Here is an 18,583-nt window from a genome sequence, read left to right on the forward strand (position 1 = left end):
GTTTTTAAACTTTTAAAACATTTAGGAAAGGGGAGTACGATTTGTTTTTTGACTAATTTGATGTATAGCAACTTTAAGGACCTGCCAAGAAATCGTAGAGGTATGATGATCTGGATTAAAACGATTTCTCACCTGTTCGTTAGGATGTATATAATTGCGGAAATCTCTAAGAGAATGACTGAATTTTTTAACGTCTTCTTTAATGTATCCAACTTCACAAGAAACATCTATTAAATTGGACAGTGTCCACTCATGATGACTTTTTACCCGTCCATCTTTTTTGGGAGCACTAATTGCCATGTTGTAAAGACCAATATTTTTATTAGCTAAACCAGTTAATAATCCTTCCAAGGTGCTTCCGCATAAAAATATAACAGAAAGAGGAGCTTCTACACTCAGGCATTTTTTGATTTCTGAAATCCTGAGAGTAAGAGTTTCTGTAAGTGAAGCATCTAAATTCAATGTATCTAATCCTAATTCATCGAATTCTTTTTTTAGAAAATCATCTTCTACTGAATTTGCTTTTGAATTTGTTTCTTCAAAAATTATTTTGTCGGCTTTACCAAAACTTATAGTAGCTCCATAGCGTATTACTTTCCAACTATCAAAAACAAGAAATTTATTAAAATCATCAATCATTTTATCAAGGCTGCTAAAGTTTCCAATGAAATTTACTGGAGCAAAGAGTTGAATAATGCATTTATCCAATTCTGGTGTTCCATTAATTTTATTTAGTTTTTCATCAGTGAATTTCCATCTGGATGGAAAACCTTCACCATAAGAATCGTTAAAACCTAAATTATTGAAAAACGTAACTAGTTTTGGGCCTGTTCTATATTCGGTTTCCTCATTGATTAGACCTCTCAATTTTTCAAGTGTTTTCTGTTGTAATATCATGTCGCTTTCTTTTAGTGCTTTATTGGAATTATTAAGCAAATATCATTTAAAGTTTAAAAGTACTTGAACGATATAAATTCAGTTTTTTTATTTCGAAATTAATTGCAAAATTTAGATATTTATGATTAACAATTATACGGAAATCCGTAAATATATCTTTAGATATAAAAAGTAAACTCAAGAACTATGCATTAAAAGAATTTTGGATGTACGACCATATTACACCTTTTTTATTTACATCTGTCAGTTTACGATCATTATAAATTTTAGTTAAGGTTTCTAACGCGTTTTTACCTTTACTAAAATGAAAAAGATAATCTGAAATATCTTCTCTTGAATTTATTATTTGTTAAAGAGTTTTATTCATAATTACAAATAGCGTTTTGTTATTACAGCGGGTTTGGATTTAAATTAAGCCTATTTTTTGGGTTTGCCAAATCATCCCAGAAACAAAACCAACTTTCCATTAAGCCAATCACCCAAATCTGTTGTAGTAGGTATTAGCGGCTGGCATTTATTTAGTCGTGTCAAATATCACATTTCCGTCTCCAGCTGCGCCTATTCTAACCAAAGAGTCAACAGTTAAGCCAGAAATGTTTAAAATAGTAAGTTTTGCTCCTTTTGCTTTTGTTGCAGCGGCAATTCTTACTAAACTGTCAACTGTGAAGCCTTTACTATCAATAATTAGTCCGCCTCATGCGGCTGAAATCCTTACTAATGAATCTACTGTAAATGCCATATTTATTCGTTTTTTAAAAATTATCAATTAATGTTGTTAGAAAGCTATTTGCGATTTCAAAATTTTGGTTTTGCTGGTTGATATATTGCATTTCTTTTAAGCATTGAAAAAGGTTACTTCGAAATCTACAATCACTAACTATGAAGAACTAACCTCCATTAAGAAAATATATAAAAATTTAAATTACTTATCATCATAATGTTTCTTACAAGAATGAATTATTATTTTTTCATTTAATAGCCAAAAAACATTTGTTGGCAGAAGTTATTTTAATTTATATTGTTCTTTTAATTTTTCCCATTGCTCTGATAAATGAGGATTGTACTTATTGTATAATGATTCACTTATCAATAGATTAAAAGTAGATAACGTTGTTTCGTAATTAAGTACGGTCAAAATAATTTCGGGCTCTTTTTTAGTAGTAATTTCTTCTTCTTTCAAATCATTGTAAAGTCTACAAAAACTGTCTAAAATGTTCTTAACCCGCAGACAAAAAATTGAGTGATTAACGGCATCAGAAATTAAGTATATTGGCAAAGTTAGTTGTAATACCATTGCCAATATAGTATTATATCCTTGCACAGCGAGCGATAAAACTATAATAGCTACAAGTAAATTTATAACCCATTTATCTTTAAGTTCTTTAATTGCTAAATTATATGTGAAGTAACAACTTTCGAAGCTATTTGCTCCCATTCTTAAAATTCCATTTTCAATAGTATCATTATTATAATATTTGTTTGATTTGTTAGAAGAATAGTTTGTCCCAAAAGAGTTATCAACAAAGTCAGAACGTTTGTCAAATGAAGTATGAAATATTATATAACTTACAGCAAATTTAAGAATTGCAAACAAAACTATTATAACTGTATTTGCATTGCTCAAAATTTCAGCCCATTCTTTTAGGCCAATAATGTATTTGTTAAAAATAAAATTGAGTAATGTTAGTATAGCAGATAGAATCAAAATTTTAAAAGCTATTGAATCAATTTTCTTTGCTAATTTAAATGATTCGCGTAATGGATTGTAGTATTCATTCATAGGAAGGGAATTTATCTCCAAAAATTATTTTCCAATTTTCAATTGCCTTTTGTTGATTTTGTTTTTCAATCTCAAAGTCAATTGCAATCACAGCTGTATCATAACAGCTTTTGGCTTTATTAGATATTTTGTCTCTTTGTTCTACAGTTAAATTGTTTATATTACCTTGAATTCCCTTTGGGTCTTGAACATCATAACGGATGTTTAAATATAAGTAATAAAAGAAATCTTTTATATTAATATCGTTATATTCATTTTGAGTATTTTTTGATTTAACGAAATTAATAATAAGAATTTCAAATAAATAAGAGCCTAATTTAGGACTTGTGAAGTTGGCATTCCAATATTTCAATGTTCTTACTAATTGATAGACTTTTCCACCGTTATTAATATTTGTATTTCTAATATTTTCTTGGTCTTTTTCTGGGTTTGTTGCTTTCCAATTTCCACTTCCGTCTGGCATCAGATAAAAATTATTTACTGTGTAAAAGCAAGGTACAATATCGTAACTCCAAGAGTATGAGGATAAATTTAGTACTGCAACTTCTTGGTTTCTATTAATTTCTGCATTTGCATATTGAGGAACTGTTTCTAAAGCTTTTACAAGTTTATTAACTACTTTGATGGAATTTAATGTATTATCGTCATTTGATAAATTCTTTAAATTATCAACAGCATTTTCAGTTTGAATATAATATTTTTTATTATCATACGTATCAACTTTATAATAAGCATCACCAGCACCAAGACAATACATTAAATCTATATCATCTAGTGGTCTAATTTTCGTATTCCTTGAGAAGGAGCCGATTTTCAAATGTTTTTCGGGATAGTCATTGGGGAAGTTATCTACATTTTCAGGAAATTTCAAGAGTTGAGTTATTAACCAATCTCGGCTACTTCGAGCATTGTCAGTGTTTTCTTTAATAAGATTAACAATATCTTTGTTAAATTCTTCAAATGCTTGATTTACATTTTTAGCCATATTTTTAGATTCTGTGGGTTAATTTCTGTCAAAGTTCTAGCGCTTTGTGAGGTTAGGAATAAAGAAGCGAGATTTTTTGGTATAACTTCAGTAAATCTAATTTCGTTTAGCTTTGTGCATTGTGTTTACTTTGCCAAACTTATAGAACCATTTGGAACTTACTTTACGGTTTTCCGTAACAATATCATTTTTATTTGCAAAATAATTCTTTAATAATGAAATGACTACCGTAGAAATACCTGTTTTTAAATTTGAAAGCAAAAAAAAAGATGCAACTGCATCTTTTTTTATTCTAAAAGTCTTACTATTTAGTACTATAAAAATTTCTATTTCCAACTTTGCTTATATTTAGGACGTTGCTTTTAACAAACCTAACTAATATAACAGAAACATTTTTTGACTTAAAATCTAAATTGTGATCATTTCTAAGCTTCTCAGTAACGTCACTTGCTGATCTTTCGATTTTAAAATAACTAGACTCTATTAAAGTGTTAATTCTATTTGTCAATCTTGATTTTTCTAGTCGAGAAGCAGGTAACGAAAATCTAGGGCTTAAATCTAATTCTATATCCATAATTTCCTTCGGATGAACCCCCAGAGAAAAACATACCTCTATAAAATAAGAGAGGTATGTTTCAAATCCATTTTCAATATTATAAATAGTATTATAGCTAAATCCCGTCAGTGCAGCTAAATCCTCAATCTCTAGTTCCGCCTTTAGTCTTTCAGCTTTAAGTCTTTTACCTAAAGTTTTTAGTACAATTTCATTTTTATATCTAACCATATTCAAATTGACAAATTCATTTGACGACAAAAAATATTTTCAAATGAAATTTTGTAGTTATAAAAAACTTGTTTATATTTGATTTTTAAAATAAATTTGCGATTCTTCATATAAAAACATTTGAAGCTTTCGCTTTGAATCCTGTTTCAAAAAACTTGGCAGTTTAAACCCACAGGATAATAAGTAGATTGCTCACGCTTACGGCGTGGGCTCACTTATTTGTGGGTGGGTATGCCAAGTACCTTTGAAACAATAAGCTGAGTTCCACGCCTCTTTTTTTTGGTCATAACTCAACTTCTCAAAGCAGTCTCCTCAAATTTTAAAGAAACGTGACCTTATTGTTTAACCTATAAAAAGTTTGAATATGATGTAGCTGTTAATTTATTATTTATTATACCCGGCCCATTACTGTTATTACTTTTGAATTAGTCAAATGAAGTGCCGGATTATTACCCTATCGATTCTATACTTTGCAACATTGACAGGCTGAAAAATTATGACCTTTTATTTTAAACCATTAAAACTATAAAACTAATTATGCCAATGAATTAAACTTCAAATCTAAATTGAAAGCTCAATTAGAGCTGCAATAAAATAAAAAATGGCCCTCTACGTCAGCGACCAAACTAGTATAGAGGACCATAGTCAATCAAACCAACGTTTAACTAACCAATCCAATATTATGAATAATTTTTCATTTTACAAGGATAGGAAAGCTCTTTATTGCCTAATTTTTATCTGGCTATCTATGTCTTTCTTATCCTCTTTTGCCGCAAAGCCAAAAGGGCATTTTTTTAAAATATTACAACAACATCAGATAGAGGGCACTGTAACTGATGGAAGTTCTCCCTTGCCGGGTGTTACAATAACGGTAAAAAACAAATTCAATAATACTGTAGTATCTGATTACAGTGGACAGTTTTCCATTTCTGCTGCTCCTTATGATACGTTAGTTGTTTCATTCATCGGATTTAAAACGGCTTTAGTTCCTCTTGCGGGAAGGAAAAAAGTTGACATTTCGCTCCAGTATGATTCTACCACTCTTAAGGAAGTTCGTGTCAATACAGGTTATTATTCTGTCAGGGATAGTGAACGCACAGGGAGCATTGCCAAAATTAAAGCGACGGATATTGAAAAACAGCCTGTCAACAATCCTTTAGCGGCAATGCAGGGACGTATGGCAGGAGTAAACATCACTCAAAACACAGGAGTGCCGGGCGGCGGATTTAACATTCAGATCCGCGGTCTTAACAGTATTCGCGGAGACGGCAATGATCCATTGTATATTGTAAACGGAGTTCCATATTCATCACAGTCGTTGGGAGATCTGACCGTTTCTGCATCCGCTATTTCCGGTGTTACAAATCCGCTGAATAATTTAAATGTATCCGACATAGAAAGCATCGAGGTACTGAAAGATGCAGATGCAACAGCAATTTACGGTTCTCGTGGGGCAAATGGTGTGGTATTGATCACAACAAAAAAAGGAAGATTGGGAGAAACTCGTTTTAATTTAAATGCATTTACGACTGTCGGCAAAGTGGCAAGAAAAATGGATTTAATGCAGACCAACCAGTATCTGTCGATGCGCGCAGAAGCTTTTGCTAATGATGGTATTACTGAATATCCTGAAGGGGCTTACGATATTAACGGCACTTGGGATCAAAATCGCAATACCGACTGGCAGAAGGAATTAATCGGAGGCACGGCTTATATTCAAAGTATTCAAACATCCATTTCAGGCGGTAATAAAAACACACAATTCCTGTTAAGCGGAACTTATCATAAAGAAACAACAGTATTTCCAGGAGATTTTCACTATGGAAAGGGCTCAATAAACAGCAACATTTCACACCAGTCCGATGATAAGCGCTTCAGGCTTAATTTTTCGGCCGCTTATTCCGGCGATAAAAATGCCCTGCCGGGCAGGGATTTAACCTCGCGTGCTTATACTCTGGCTCCAAACGCACCGGATCTTTATAACAGTGATGGCAGTCTGAATTGGGAAAACGGCACATTTATCAATCCATTGTCATTTCTCAATGGAACATATCTTACCACAAACCAAAACCTCATTGCAAATGTAGTATTGTCTTATAATCTGCTTCAGGGTCTTCAGGCTAAGACCAGCATAGGATATAACGATACCAGGCTGTCCCAAAACGTAACCAGCCCGCTAAGTATTTACAGCCCCTATGATACGAGTGAACATGAATCAACTCTATTTGTGTCTACAGGTACTGGGAGATCATATATTTTCGAACCACAGTTAAGCTATCAAAAAGAATTGAGAGACATAGACCTAAATTTCTTGGTAGGTACAACATTCCAGAGCCAAAAAACGATGAAACTGGCACAATCTGCCTTTGGATTTGCAAGTGATGCCCTGATTAATAGTTTGGCGGCTGCTAATACGGTGACTGTGCTGAATCATGAAGTCACCCAATATAATTATAATGCATTATTTGGGAGAATCAACATCAACTGGTACAAAAAATACATCGTGAACCTTACGGGGCGTCGTGATGGTTCAAGCCGTTTTGGACCCGATAATCGTTTCGCCAATTTTGGCGCTCTTGGAGCAGCTTGGTTGTTTTCTAATGAAAATATATTCAAACAGCACAATTCCATACTTAGCTTTGGCAAGCTGCGCGGGAGTTATGGCATTACCGGCAATGACCAGATTGGAGATTACCAGTATCTAGATACCTATCAGGTTTCTCCTTATTTGTATGATGGGACTGTAGGTCTTTTACCTTCGCGTCTTTATAATCCTGATTTTGGCTGGGAAACAAATAAAAAATTCGAACTCGCATTGGAACTCGGATTCTTAAAGGATAATATCTTCCTTTCTGCTGCTTGGTTCCGAAATCGCTCATCCAATCAATTGGTCGGGGTGCCGCTTCCCGGGACGACAGGTTTTTCTTTTATCCAATCTAATTTTGATGCGACTGTAGAAAATATCGGGTTGGAGCTGGAACTTCGTACCACCAATTTGAAAGGCAGGAATTTCTCCTTGACAAGTACAGTAAACCTTACAGTGCCAAAAAACAAACTTGTTTCTTTTCCAGGGATTGAAAGTTCTACTTATGCTAACCAGCTCGTAGTTGGTGAATCACTTTTTATCAAGAAAGTTTTCAATTATATAGGTATTGATCCTCAAACTGGTGCCTATACTTTTGAGGATTTCAACGGCGACGGGCAGATAACCTATCAAGACGATCGTCAGACAATCGTCGATACTTCTCCAAAATACTATGGGGGCCTAAATAATCAGCTGACATATAAAAATTGGTCACTCGATTTTTTATTCCAGTTTGTAAAGCAGACCGGAAGGAATTACCTGTACACGTCAGCCTTACCCGGCTCATTTGTAAATCAGCCTGTTGAAATGGGAAATCACTTCCCCCAAGATGGAATCAATGCAATATCGCAACAGTACACTACTGGCCAGAATGGCACATTACTAGAAGCCCATTACAATCTGATTGACAGCAATGCAGCATATAGTGATGCATCTTTTGTAAGACTCAAGAATGTGTCACTTACGTATGCAATACCATCAGCATGGTCAAAGACCTTTACAGGAAAGGTATACCTGCAGGGGCAAAACTTATTAACTATCACTGATTTTCGTGGAGCTGATCCTGAAAACCAGTCGGCTTCTGCACTTCCACCATTGCGACAGTTTACAATGGGTATTCAGCTTGGCTTTTAATTTAATCATCATCACATGAAAACAAGATTTAATACTATAAGAATAATCATTGGAGCTGTATTTATCAGTCTTACAGCCTGCGAAGGCTTTACCGAAGTAGATACGCCTCAATCACAGCTTACAACTCCTGCTGTATTTGAAAACGTTAAAACCGCTGATGCCGCTATGGCCGACATTTATGCGCGTCTTCGAGAAGACAGTATGGTTGCAGGCACGCTGAGCGGGCTGTCGAGTCTTTTATCAAACTACTCTGATGAAATGCAGTACACAGGCTCAAGTATCGAAATTATGCAGTTCAATAACCATACAATTACACCATCAAACAGTTTAATAACAGGATTATGGAACAGCACTTACAGTGAAATCTATGCCGTGAATCTGATGCTGGAAGGACTGCAGAATTCAAAGTCATTAACAGAGAATGACAAGGCGAGATTATCGGGTGAAGCACTGTTTATCCGTGGATATCTTCATTTTTATCTGGTAAACCTCTTTGGTGATGTTCCATACATTACAACTACTGATTACAATGCCAATAAAGCAGTATTAAAAACACCCCAAGAACAAGTATGGCTCAATATTATAGATGACGTAACTGAAGCTGAAAAATTATTAACTGTTGAATATCCTTCCCAAGAAAGAGTCAGAGTAAACAAAGCAGCTGCCTCAGCTTTTCTAGCAAGAATATACCTTTATCGTGAAGACTGGGTCAATGCGGCGGCCAAGGCGACAGCTGTAATTAATGATCCAAAGTACATATGGCTTGATGATATTTCAAAGGAATTTCTGCGCCAGTCTACTGCGACAATCTGGGCACTTCATCCGGGAACAGCCGGGCTTAATACTAAAGATGCACGCACATTTATCTTTTCAAGCGGACCGCCTTCCAAACCGTCACTGTCTGCTTTATTTACAGCCAGTTTTGAATCTGGTGATCTGCGTCGTATTCAGTGGGTGCGCACCGTTTCAAATGCTAGTGGTTCTTGGTATTCATCATACAAATACAAACAACCTTTAGGCACCGCTTCTTCACAGGAATACACTATTTTGTTTCGATTAGCTGAACAATACCTGATTCGTTCAGAAGCCAATGCCCATCTGTCAAATATATCTATTGCTCAGGAGGACTTGAACAAAATTCGCCGTCGCGCGGGTCTGGCAGATACATCCGCAGATACAGAAATGGAATTATTGGAAGCAATCGCAAAAGAACGGCGTTATGAACTTTTTACAGAACAGGGACACCGCTGGTTCGATTTGAAACGTACTGAAAAGGCAACAGCTGTGCTGAGTCCAATAAAACCGGGATGGGAAGACACACAGACGATACTTCCTCTTCCGCAATCAGAACTGCTGTTAAATCAGAATCTGCTGCCACAAAATTCTGGCTACTAAAATGCGGGCGTTTTTCTTCAAAATTGCATATTGGGTACCGCTGCTAGTTATGTGGGTAACACTCTATGGACAAAAGCAAAAGCGGGAGGTAACAGTTGCTGACTATGCAAAATGGAGCTCCATACAAGCAGAGACAATATCTCCAGACGGCAGATGGTTTTCTTATAATCTGCACTATGATTACGGCGTAGATACATTATTTGTTCAGAAGATTAAATCTGGTAAGCAACTGGTTTATCCTAAATGCGCTGATGTGCGTTTTAGCAGTGATGGCAGGTGGCTCACATTTTCAGATCCGGAAAAAGGATTAGCTTTGAATGACCTTGCAACTGGTAACACAATGTATTTAAAAGATGCAATTCGCCACGAATTCAATAGTAAAGAAAATTTCTTAGCTGTATTAAGTAAAAATGATTCATCAGATTATTTGACGATAATTGCATTGTCCACGCGTGAAAAATATATTTTCAATGATGTCCTAGAATTCAGTATCAGTAGTTCCGGCATTTTGGCTGTTAGTACCGGTTATGAAGTGCGACTTTTAAAACCAAAACTTGGATTTGCCCAAAAGACCATTGCACAGGATGAGGATGCAGGATTAAAAAAGCTATTCTGGAGCAGCAATGGTAGATTTCTTTCTTTTCTTCAGGAGATTAAAGACCAGCCGAAAACTGCTAAAAATTACAGTATATTTTATCATGATGTGGCATTAGGGACTAATGCTGTTCTTGACAGCAGGACAACTGAGATATTATCGATGGAAAATATAACAACATATGGTGGTAGTTCTGCGCTGAGGTTTTCAGAAGATGGAAAAAGTGTGTTTTTCAATTATATCAGCCCTGAGCAGGAGCAAAAAGCTAAAGCTTATGAAATTTGGGATTCTGCTACAGCGCTGGAATATACTCAGAACAAAATGTATGGAGATCCAAATCGATTGCCAAAAACTGCTGTATGGACACCTGCAAGCGGTGAGATTTTGAAAATCGGAACAATCGAGAATCCGAAAACAATACTTACTGCTGATCGAAAAAATGCGTTGTGTTACAATTTGTTGAAATATGAACCGCAATATGAGTATTACGCTCCAGCTGATATGTATCTGAAAGATACTAAAACAGGTAATGAGCATTTGATATTAGAGAAGCAGTCAACAGCAGTAGGAGTGATAGGCGGCTCTCCCAAAGGAAATTTTATACATTATTTCCGAAATGGGAACTGGCAGGCGTACGATATTGATGAAAAGAAGCACCTTAATCTCACAGCGGATCTTCAAGTCTCTATGATTGACAGCATTCAAAACGATGCGGGGTCACCGTCTCCTTATGGTAGTCCAGGCTGGTCATCTGATGAGAAATATTTTATATCTTATGATCAGTATGATATCTGGATTATTGATGTCAGTTCAAGACAAGCGAGAAGGATTACCAATGGAAGAAAACATAAGATTACATATAGAATCTGTCTCGATCTATATCCCGTTATCAAAAAGCCAAGCGAGGATGAATTTCTGATCAGAAAATTTGACTTATCGTCTGGTTTGGTTTTACAGGCAGTTGGTAAAGATGGATCAAGCGGATATTATAAATGGACTTCTAATGGCACTTTACAAAAATTGGAATTTGGGAACTGCGGAAGCAGCAGGATGCAAAAAGCAAAGAATACTGACCAGTACATTTACATACAGCAGTCAGCTTTCAATTCCCCAAAATTAATGGCCGTTTCAGAAAAACAGAAAAGCAGACTGCTCTTCCAATCCAATCCTCATGCCTCTAAATTCAAATGGGGAACAGCTGAGATGATCACTTACGATGATCAAAACGGTAATAATCTTCAGGGGATTCTATACAAACCTGCAGGGTATATAAACGGAAAGAAATATCCGATGGTTGTCCATGTATATGAAAAACAGTCCCAGGAAATTAATAATTATCTTATACCGACAGAATATGGGCCGATGGGTTTCACGCCGTCTAATTATTTTCTGGATGGTTATCTGGTGCTGTTGCCGGATATACATTATAAATTGGGAGAGCCCGGAAGGTCTGCCCTTAATTGTGTGCTTAGTGCGGTGGACATTGTAAAACAGATGGGAATTGTTCAGGAAAATCATATTGGAATTATAGGCCATTCCTTTGGAGGTTATGAGACTTCGTTTATCATTACCCAGACCGATGTCTTTGCTGCAGCCGTCTGCGGTTCGGGACTTATGAACACTATAAGTAGCTATTTTGTGCATTCAGCTGGCATACCGCGTTCAAATGCATGGCGGTTTGAATCGCAGCAGGGACGCATGCCATTTTCACCTTTTGATAATTGGAAAGCTTATGAGAAGGACTCGCCATTTCCCAATGCGGCAAATTGCACAACACCACTTCTGAGCTGGGCTGGGAAAAAAGATCCGACTATTTTCTGGACACAGTCTGCCGAATTTCATATGGCACTTCGAAGACTTGGAAAAAGGAATATTTTTATTCTTTATGAGAATGAGGCGCATACAATTGCCAACCCTGAACTGCAAAAAGACCTGACAATAAAAACCAAAAACTGGTTTGATTATTATCTGAAAGAAAAAAAGGACACACTTACAAACGGCATCCCTTAAATCTATAATTACTAAAGCAGGAGATTAAAAACCTCCTGCTTTTTTAAAATTAGTTAATTGATTTTTCTGTATAATTCGACGTTACATTCAGTCGGACTGCTCATATTGAACAATTGCTGTCCTCCAGAACTAACTCTACAAACATTAGGATTTTGTATGGTGCTACATTGTACGGTTGTAACATCACAATCCTCTAAAGGGTTATGCCCATAAACATTTATCATCTTTCCTTTTTCAGGAACAGCTGAAAATGCAAAGGCTCCAAATACAGCAAATGCGATTGCTGATATTGAAAGCGCTGGTCTTAAAACTTTACTATTCATAATATTAAAATTTAATGTTAACGGTCTACTCTTTTTCAGGTTTTCGACCTTCCCCTGGACTGTACAGTGTATTTTATAGGCATAAATGCTGATATTATCTTGATGGGTAAAAAGGCTTGTAATAATTGGTTTTTAATTTTTCAATTGTGAGATGTCTTCCATTGAGTGAAACAATTCTGTCGTTTAAAACCACAAATTCATCCATTGTTCGTCCTTCTATATTGTATACATAGAAACTAAACGCATAGGTGTTTTCCTTTAGATTATATACATCTATTATCGAAGCCTGTTTCCACATAATTTCAGGTTCGTATTTTCCAATGAGAGCGGCGTTGACAAAAAGATAATTGCCAAAAGACGCAGTCAGTTTATTCACCAGTTTAGGCTGTCTGGCCAGAGTCTTGATGTTTTTTGACTTAATGCTGGCAACCGCAACCTGTGCATGGGAAGTCGTGTCAATGGTATGTCCGGAAGTATGGCGGCCAAGCTTAGAATCAATTATCAGGAATTCATTGCGATAGGCATAAGTGTAAATTACTTTATCCAGCTGGGAATTGTAAAGCAATGATCCGTCGGTGTCAAATACACCGTCTACCTGTTTCTGCAGCAGGCATCCATTAAGCTTTAATGCTATATTGCTATTAAAAGCAAAGAGCCCAAGCGTATTGTTTTTTGTTTTAGAATCTATGGCTCGGATAACTGCTGTTTTATTATCAATTGGCTTTAAAATAGAAAAATATGCTTTCCGATACATTTTAAGTTCTGCTTTCCAAGAGACAGTATTTCCAATAAAAATGCAGGGCACGTTCCCGTCGCTAAAATAAAAATAGGGAGACTTTACAGCAAGACGCGGCACGGTATAAGAAAAATTATATTTCGGAAGATCAATGTGAATTGTCTTTTTTTCAACAAGACTTGTGTCAAAAATAGTCACTGCCAGCGGTTCAGCCCGATTGCCCAAATAGACCTGGTCTCTGTCAAAACCGGCAATATAATATGCTGCATTTGGAAGCAGGATTGTTTTTTTGCCAGTAGTTGGGTGTTTGGGAAATCTCCGCACAAAATTATTGCGATGATGGATCATATCTTCTGACAGCACAAACAGTAAAGCAACGATACCAACGCTGAGAAATAGTGTTACAGAAAAGGCACTGGCCAGTGCAGCAGGTTTTGAAATAAGATGCACTTTTGGCACCATACCGGCCAGTATCAGAATACCTGCTGCGGCCAGGATCATGAAAACAATATTAAAAATCAAGTGCTCCTTCCATCCCATTTTTTCTAAAATTCCTCCACAGGAACATGGAACAAATGGACTGTAATTTAAAATAATGATAATGTATGCGGTAAACATTATCATTAAACTGAATGCAGCCCACAGCGCCAAGAATCGTGTTGAAGAAAATATCATTAATCCAGCAATCAGCAGTTCTATTACAGGTACTGCCCATGATACAATTCCTGCAAATGAACTAACCAGCGGTGACTGTCCTAGTTGAACCTGAAAATTTTCAAAATCCAATAATTTACTTACTGCGGCGTATACAAATAGCATAACATATAGAAATGAAATTACTTCTGTAAAAATATAACTATGATGTTGGCTAAATTTCATTGTGACTTAATTGAAAGTTTGTAATACAAAGTTCTATGAAATAAGTGATTAACTCATGTTAAATCAGGACGATCATATGTCGAAAACGGATAAAAGTTATACCAAATCACTAATTTAATAAAGTCGTTTCGTTAATGATTTTCAATTTACCACCGTTTGTGAGTGCTAAATTATATGAATTCCACTGAATGATTATTATCAAAAACGATCCATTTTACACTTCTCAAATATCCAATCGTAAATAAAAGACTAGTTGATTCCGGACTAATTGCCAAAAAAAGGTATTTGGTTATAATATTAGAGGCTCTGAATAACTTTAGTGAATATCAGATATTGAGAGTATTGAGAATCTGGAAGTACATTCAAATTTAATATGTAAGTAAATAAGTGAACTTATAGAGTAGAAAAGCTGAATACTGAAAAAATTTGTAATATTTAATTAAAACGCAGACTTCGGAGGCGTTTTTCAGCCCCCGGCAGGGCAAGTGGTTTTGAGATGCGGAATTCATTTCAAGCATCTCAAAACACAACTTGCCGTTGTCTGGTGACAACTTTTTAAGGAATGGTTTTATCTAAAAGGGCTTAATGCCCTTTTTTATTATATTAGGTTATATGTACTTTATTTGAGAACTATAAGTACTGTATGAATAAAAGTAAGATTTTAATAAAGCTGGCTGAGATATGGTTATAATGGACTTATAAAATTATTTAGGTATGCAGGTAGACAGGTCTTGAATAATTCTTGCATTCAGGCATTCAAGCGTGCAGGCATTCAAGTATTCTAGTATTCAAGTGTGCAGGTATCTACTCAATCATGTATCTAAGTGTGCATGTATGCATGTATGCAGGGTTTCATTCCTGCCTGCAAGCCTGCACGCAGTCACGCAATCAAGCATGCAGGTATTCATATAGGTCAGCACGTGCTCAGGCAGTGCAGTATTACCAATAAAAAAAAAGATATTTTTCCAAAAGAAACAGAAAAAAGGAAAAAAGAAAAAGAAAGCAATCTCAAAAGGACGGGATACAGACAGGCCAAAAGGAATCGGAATAAGTCCCGAAGGGTGTCTTGTGAGTTACGAGCAAGGCATTATGCCGAAGTCTTTTTGCCAGACTGAAAGCCCGTCGTAACTTTGTTTTCTTTTTTTATTTTTTTTAAGGAAAATATCAGGTAAAAAGACTCTAATGTATAATTGAATTTTATACGCAGTATTAATCTAGGGATAGTGTGAATTCTGGTGTATTATGTTGTGTATTTACTTGACCGCAGATAACATCTGTATAAAGAAATAATATGCCAAATACCGCAAAATACTTCCACATTTCAGTATTGATAATGATTATAGAATATATTCGGTATTAAATAATTATTAGAAATTAGAGTCATGGAAATTCAAGAAAAAAGGAATCCCCATAAAGGAGGAAGACACCCTAAAAAAGATCCTGCGATCCACCGTTATTCCATCAGTCTTAATGAAGTAGAAAATGCCCGCTTTCTAACTCTTTTTGAAACATCAGGTATGCATGTAATGGCGCACTTTATTAAAGTGTGTGTTTTTCAAAAAGTGATTAAAACAGTTAAGATTGATAAAGCAGCGATGGATTACTATATGCGCCTGACTACTTTATATGGTCAGTTTAGGGCTGTTGGTGTAAATTACAATCAGCTAGTGAAGATTTTCTACCGTAATTTTTCCGAAAAACAAGCTTCTGCACACCTTTACAAATTGGAAAAGCAGACAATCGAATTAGCTGTTTTGTCGAAAAAGATTATAGAGCTCACACAAGAATTTGAAATAAACTATCTCAAAAAATAGAACTTCGAATGTTTGTTGTTTTAATTATGCCAAATGCAGTTATTATATTTCATCGAAAAGAAAAAGCAAATGTAATATCATAGTTTGAATTCTATTTTGGCGTTGTAACAAAGGGATAGTCAATTAAAGTAAAACGTAACAGCCAATAGAAGCCAAAAAAGTCCATTCAGGATACTGGATAGATTAATTGTTTCTTACTACATTATTTTAGCTATATCAATTGGCTGATAAAGTTATTATTACATAAAAAGAGGAAATCAAAACGATATATAGTGTTATGGGAGAAATTTTAACTAAAGAAGATTTACGACAGTTTGGTTTGTTATTATTGGATAGCATGCGAACTATAATTCAAGAGAATAATGAAAAAAACCAATCGTCACAGTCTGAATGGATAAAAAGTAAAGCTGTCAGAAAGCTGCTTGATATTTCTGCAGGTTCGGTTCAAAATCTAAGAATGACACAGAAAGTCCGATTTAAAAAGGTTCTCGGCTCGTACTACTACAATAAGGAAGATCTGCTAAAACTTTTCAAAGATGAATCAAATTAATAATATAACCGAACACCAAGTCATAGATTGCTTATCTATTTATATGGAAGATCAGCAGCTCAACGTATGGCATTTGGCTATTTTAAATGCTATTTTAACTTTGGGCTATAGGCAGGGAGAGAGGCAGAGAATTAAAGTCAGCCGCCGTAAGCTCATGTTATTGTCGCATATTAGTACACTTCCCACTTATCATAAATATTTTAAACAGCTTCAGGATTTGGGCTATATTAAATATATGCCTTCTTATCATCCTGGTTATAGAAGTGAAGTTGAATTATATCAAGAGAGGTTATCTCAATTATGAGATAACCTCTTTCTTTTTTGTATTAAATTATTTTGGAGATTATAATCTAAGAGGATGAAATATTATATTTCTCTCTAATTATTTCTATTTCTTTCTCCAGTCTGCTCAGTGTAGTAAGATCTTCCTGTGCAATTTCAATTTTCTCAGGATTTAATTTTTTATTCAGCAGTGTCATTTCCCGGCCTATTGTAGCTTGTTCCGTGATTGCGTACGATTCTGTCTGTTTAACTGATGAATGTCCGAGCATTTCCTTTACTACATTAATTGGGACGTTATTGTTTAATGTTACTGTGCTTCCAAATGTCCTTCGAGCCATGTGTGTGTTCAGGGTAAATGGGAAACCGCATAATGTAGCAATTTCTTTAAGGTATTCATTCATTTTCTGATTAGAAGAAACCGGCAGTACAGTTCCGCGCTTAAGACAGAGCGGATGGTCTTTATATTTCTCAAGAATTTCGATCGCTTTTGGAAGAAGCGGGATTCTTGCCGTAGAATTTGTTTTCTGTCTTTCAGATAAAATCCACTGATTTCCGTCAACACCATCCTTTATGTCAGCTTTCTGGAGCTGAAAAGCATCAATGTAAGCAAGTCCCGTGTAGCACTGGAAAACAAAAATATCACGCACGGTATTGAGTCTTTCCGTTGAAAATTCGTGTTTTTCCAGTTCAGCTAATTCTTTTGCAGATATAGGCTTCTTTACAATTTTAGTTTTCTTTCCTTTAAAATTCTTAAATGGATCTTTGATAATGATTTCTTTGTCTATGGCTCGTATTACAATTTTCTTGAAATTGGAAATGTATTTAAGTGTGGTATTATTTGCGCACTTCCTTACGGTACGAAGATAGAATTCAAAGTCTTTTATGAATTCAAAATTTAAATCAGCAAATTCAAAATCACCAGTATTGTATCTAAATTTAATGAAAGCCGTTACGTGATTTTTAGTGATATTGAATCTCTCCAGTGTCGCTTCTGTATATCCGTTGCCAATCAGGGCTTTCATTTCATCATTGTGTTTTTGAAATTCTTCCAGCACCCTTGCTCTGGGAGTTATTCTTCCCATGACATGATCCATAATCTTTTGCGAAGTTATGGGTTTTCCGGTGTACATAATTTCGGCTTTGACTTCATGGATTTTCGCCGTGAGAGAATCCAGAAAAAAGTTCAGCGACTTGGCATCTTCTTTCGTGCCTGTTGCTCTTTCTGTTTTCTTGTTCCAGCGCTCAGTGTCCCACTGGCGTCTGGTAGATGCTTCTTTCGGGATTCCGTCAACGGTTATCCTGAAATAGACGCTTCTAATGTTACTCTCATTGTGTCGGGGTGCTTTCAAAAAGAAAATCAACCCAAAGCTGTTCTCTAGCATAATTCAACTTATTAGATTAGTAAATGTAGAATTATAACCTCATTTAAACAAGATGTAAACGTGCTTAACCCCTTTGATATCGGGACTTAAGATGAAATTTTGTGGCGCAACTTCGAACTTTAAAAATGCGCCACGAATGCGCCACAAAGTTTTTGTGGATCAATCTCAAAACCTGGGGAGGAAATGTCAAAATAAAATAAGAACTTTGTAATCTAAGAATTTTATATGACCCCTATAGAACTTTTGAAGTTTATGCTTCCTGATTTTTTAGTAGAACATTTTGAAGTAGTTTCATCTACTAATAGCGAAGAAATATTACACCTCTATTTTGAAGAGAATTCTAAACCTCCAGAAGAGTTTAATAATCTTCAATTAGTATCAAAGGGTTTTCAAGATGAGATTACAATTCAGGACTTTCCTCTGAGAGGCAAGTTGGTGTATTTACATATCAAA

The 18,583-nt window shown here is 35.4% G+C and carries 15 protein-coding genes; 8 read left to right on the top strand and 7 right to left on the bottom strand.

The features are described 5' to 3' along the window. Nucleotides 1-21: 21 nt before the first annotated feature. Nucleotides 22-897, bottom strand: a complete 876-nt coding sequence (locus EAH81_RS26520) for a hypothetical protein (RefSeq protein WP_140511998.1) — start codon at nucleotides 895-897, stop codon at nucleotides 22-24. 524 nt (nucleotides 898-1,421) lie between these two features. Between EAH81_RS26520 and EAH81_RS26525 the strand changes: the two genes are divergently transcribed. Beyond that, nucleotides 1,422-1,667: a hypothetical protein gene (locus EAH81_RS26525; protein WP_140511999.1), complete on the top strand. Its 246-nt coding sequence runs from the start codon at nucleotides 1,422-1,424 to the stop codon at nucleotides 1,665-1,667. A 233-nt stretch (nucleotides 1,668-1,900) separates the two neighbouring features. On the opposite strand, the gene EAH81_RS26530 is transcribed toward EAH81_RS26525, so the two are convergent. The 3 genes from EAH81_RS26530 to EAH81_RS26545 all read right to left on the bottom strand — a co-directional run bounded on the left by EAH81_RS26530 (nucleotide 1,901) and on the right by EAH81_RS26545 (nucleotide 4,446). Then, nucleotides 1,901-2,677, bottom strand: coding sequence for a hypothetical protein (locus tag EAH81_RS26530; RefSeq protein ID WP_140512000.1), 777 nt, complete (start codon nucleotides 2,675-2,677; stop codon nucleotides 1,901-1,903). Continuing rightward, on the bottom strand, nucleotides 2,670-3,662 hold the full coding sequence (locus EAH81_RS26535) for an SMODS domain-containing nucleotidyltransferase (protein WP_140512001.1): 993 nt from the start codon (nucleotides 3,660-3,662) through the stop codon (nucleotides 2,670-2,672). Before EAH81_RS26535 ends, EAH81_RS26530 begins: the two co-directional genes overlap by 8 nt. Nucleotides 3,663-3,966: 304 nt before the next feature. After that, nucleotides 3,967-4,446 carry a helix-turn-helix domain-containing protein gene (locus tag EAH81_RS26545; protein WP_140512003.1) on the bottom strand — a complete coding sequence of 160 codons (480 nt, stop codon included), beginning with the start codon at nucleotides 4,444-4,446 and terminating at the stop codon, nucleotides 3,967-3,969. A 682-nt stretch (nucleotides 4,447-5,128) separates the two neighbouring features. Here EAH81_RS26545 and EAH81_RS26550 point away from each other — a divergent pair. From EAH81_RS26550 to EAH81_RS26560, 3 genes are read left to right on the top strand one after another with little or no spacing between them, the layout of a single operon-like run. After that, entirely contained in the window at nucleotides 5,129-8,164 is a 3,036-nt protein-coding gene (locus EAH81_RS26550) for a SusC/RagA family TonB-linked outer membrane protein (RefSeq protein WP_140512004.1), read from the top strand. A 15-nt stretch (nucleotides 8,165-8,179) separates the two neighbouring features. Next, a complete protein-coding gene (locus EAH81_RS26555) occupies nucleotides 8,180-9,559 on the top strand; it encodes a RagB/SusD family nutrient uptake outer membrane protein (RefSeq protein WP_140512005.1) in 1,380 nt (459 codons plus the stop codon). A gap of 1 nt (nucleotide 9,560) precedes the next feature. Further along, nucleotides 9,561-12,164, top strand: coding sequence for a prolyl oligopeptidase family serine peptidase (locus EAH81_RS26560; protein WP_140512006.1), 2,604 nt, complete (start codon nucleotides 9,561-9,563; stop codon nucleotides 12,162-12,164). Nucleotides 12,165-12,217: 53 nt separating this feature from the next. Here the strand turns inward: EAH81_RS26560 and EAH81_RS26565 are convergent, their stop codons facing one another. Both EAH81_RS26565 and EAH81_RS26570 read right to left on the bottom strand, forming a co-directional pair. Then, on the bottom strand, nucleotides 12,218-12,487 hold the full coding sequence (locus EAH81_RS26565) for a hypothetical protein (protein WP_140512007.1): 270 nt from the start codon (nucleotides 12,485-12,487) through the stop codon (nucleotides 12,218-12,220). Nucleotides 12,488-12,581: 94 nt separating this feature from the next. Further along, nucleotides 12,582-14,102 carry a MauE/DoxX family redox-associated membrane protein gene (locus EAH81_RS26570; RefSeq protein ID WP_140512008.1) on the bottom strand — a complete coding sequence of 507 codons (1,521 nt, stop codon included), beginning with the start codon at nucleotides 14,100-14,102 and terminating at the stop codon, nucleotides 12,582-12,584. A 1,382-nt stretch (nucleotides 14,103-15,484) separates the two neighbouring features. On the opposite strand from EAH81_RS26570, the gene mobA reads away from it, so the two are divergent. The 3 genes from mobA to EAH81_RS26585 all read left to right on the top strand — a co-directional run bounded on the left by mobA (nucleotide 15,485) and on the right by EAH81_RS26585 (nucleotide 16,770). Beyond that, complete coding sequence (gene mobA / locus EAH81_RS26575; RefSeq protein WP_059116232.1) at nucleotides 15,485-15,916, top strand: conjugal transfer protein MobA; 432 nt, start codon at nucleotides 15,485-15,487, stop codon at nucleotides 15,914-15,916. Between the two features lie 277 nt (nucleotides 15,917-16,193). Then, a complete protein-coding gene (locus EAH81_RS26580; RefSeq protein WP_140512009.1) occupies nucleotides 16,194-16,466 on the top strand; it encodes a DNA-binding protein in 273 nt (90 codons plus the stop codon). Further along, nucleotides 16,453-16,770 (top strand): hypothetical protein, encoded by a 318-nt coding sequence (locus EAH81_RS26585; RefSeq protein ID WP_241676664.1) that lies wholly within the window; start codon nucleotides 16,453-16,455, stop codon nucleotides 16,768-16,770. The genes EAH81_RS26580 and EAH81_RS26585 overlap by 14 nt, the downstream gene beginning before the upstream one ends. 46 nt (nucleotides 16,771-16,816) lie before the next feature. On the opposite strand, the gene EAH81_RS26590 is transcribed toward EAH81_RS26585, so the two are convergent. Beyond that, nucleotides 16,817-18,130 (bottom strand): site-specific integrase, encoded by a 1,314-nt coding sequence (locus EAH81_RS26590; RefSeq protein ID WP_140512010.1) that lies wholly within the window; start codon nucleotides 18,128-18,130, stop codon nucleotides 16,817-16,819. 225 nt (nucleotides 18,131-18,355) lie between these two features. On the opposite strand from EAH81_RS26590, the gene EAH81_RS26595 reads away from it, so the two are divergent. After that, nucleotides 18,356-18,583 (top strand): transposase (locus EAH81_RS26595; RefSeq protein WP_140510948.1); only part of this gene is annotated, 228 nt, incomplete at its 3' end.

The organism is Flavobacterium pectinovorum (assembly GCF_006438875.1).
Lineage (GTDB): Bacteria > Bacteroidota > Bacteroidia > Flavobacteriales > Flavobacteriaceae > Flavobacterium > Flavobacterium pectinovorum_A.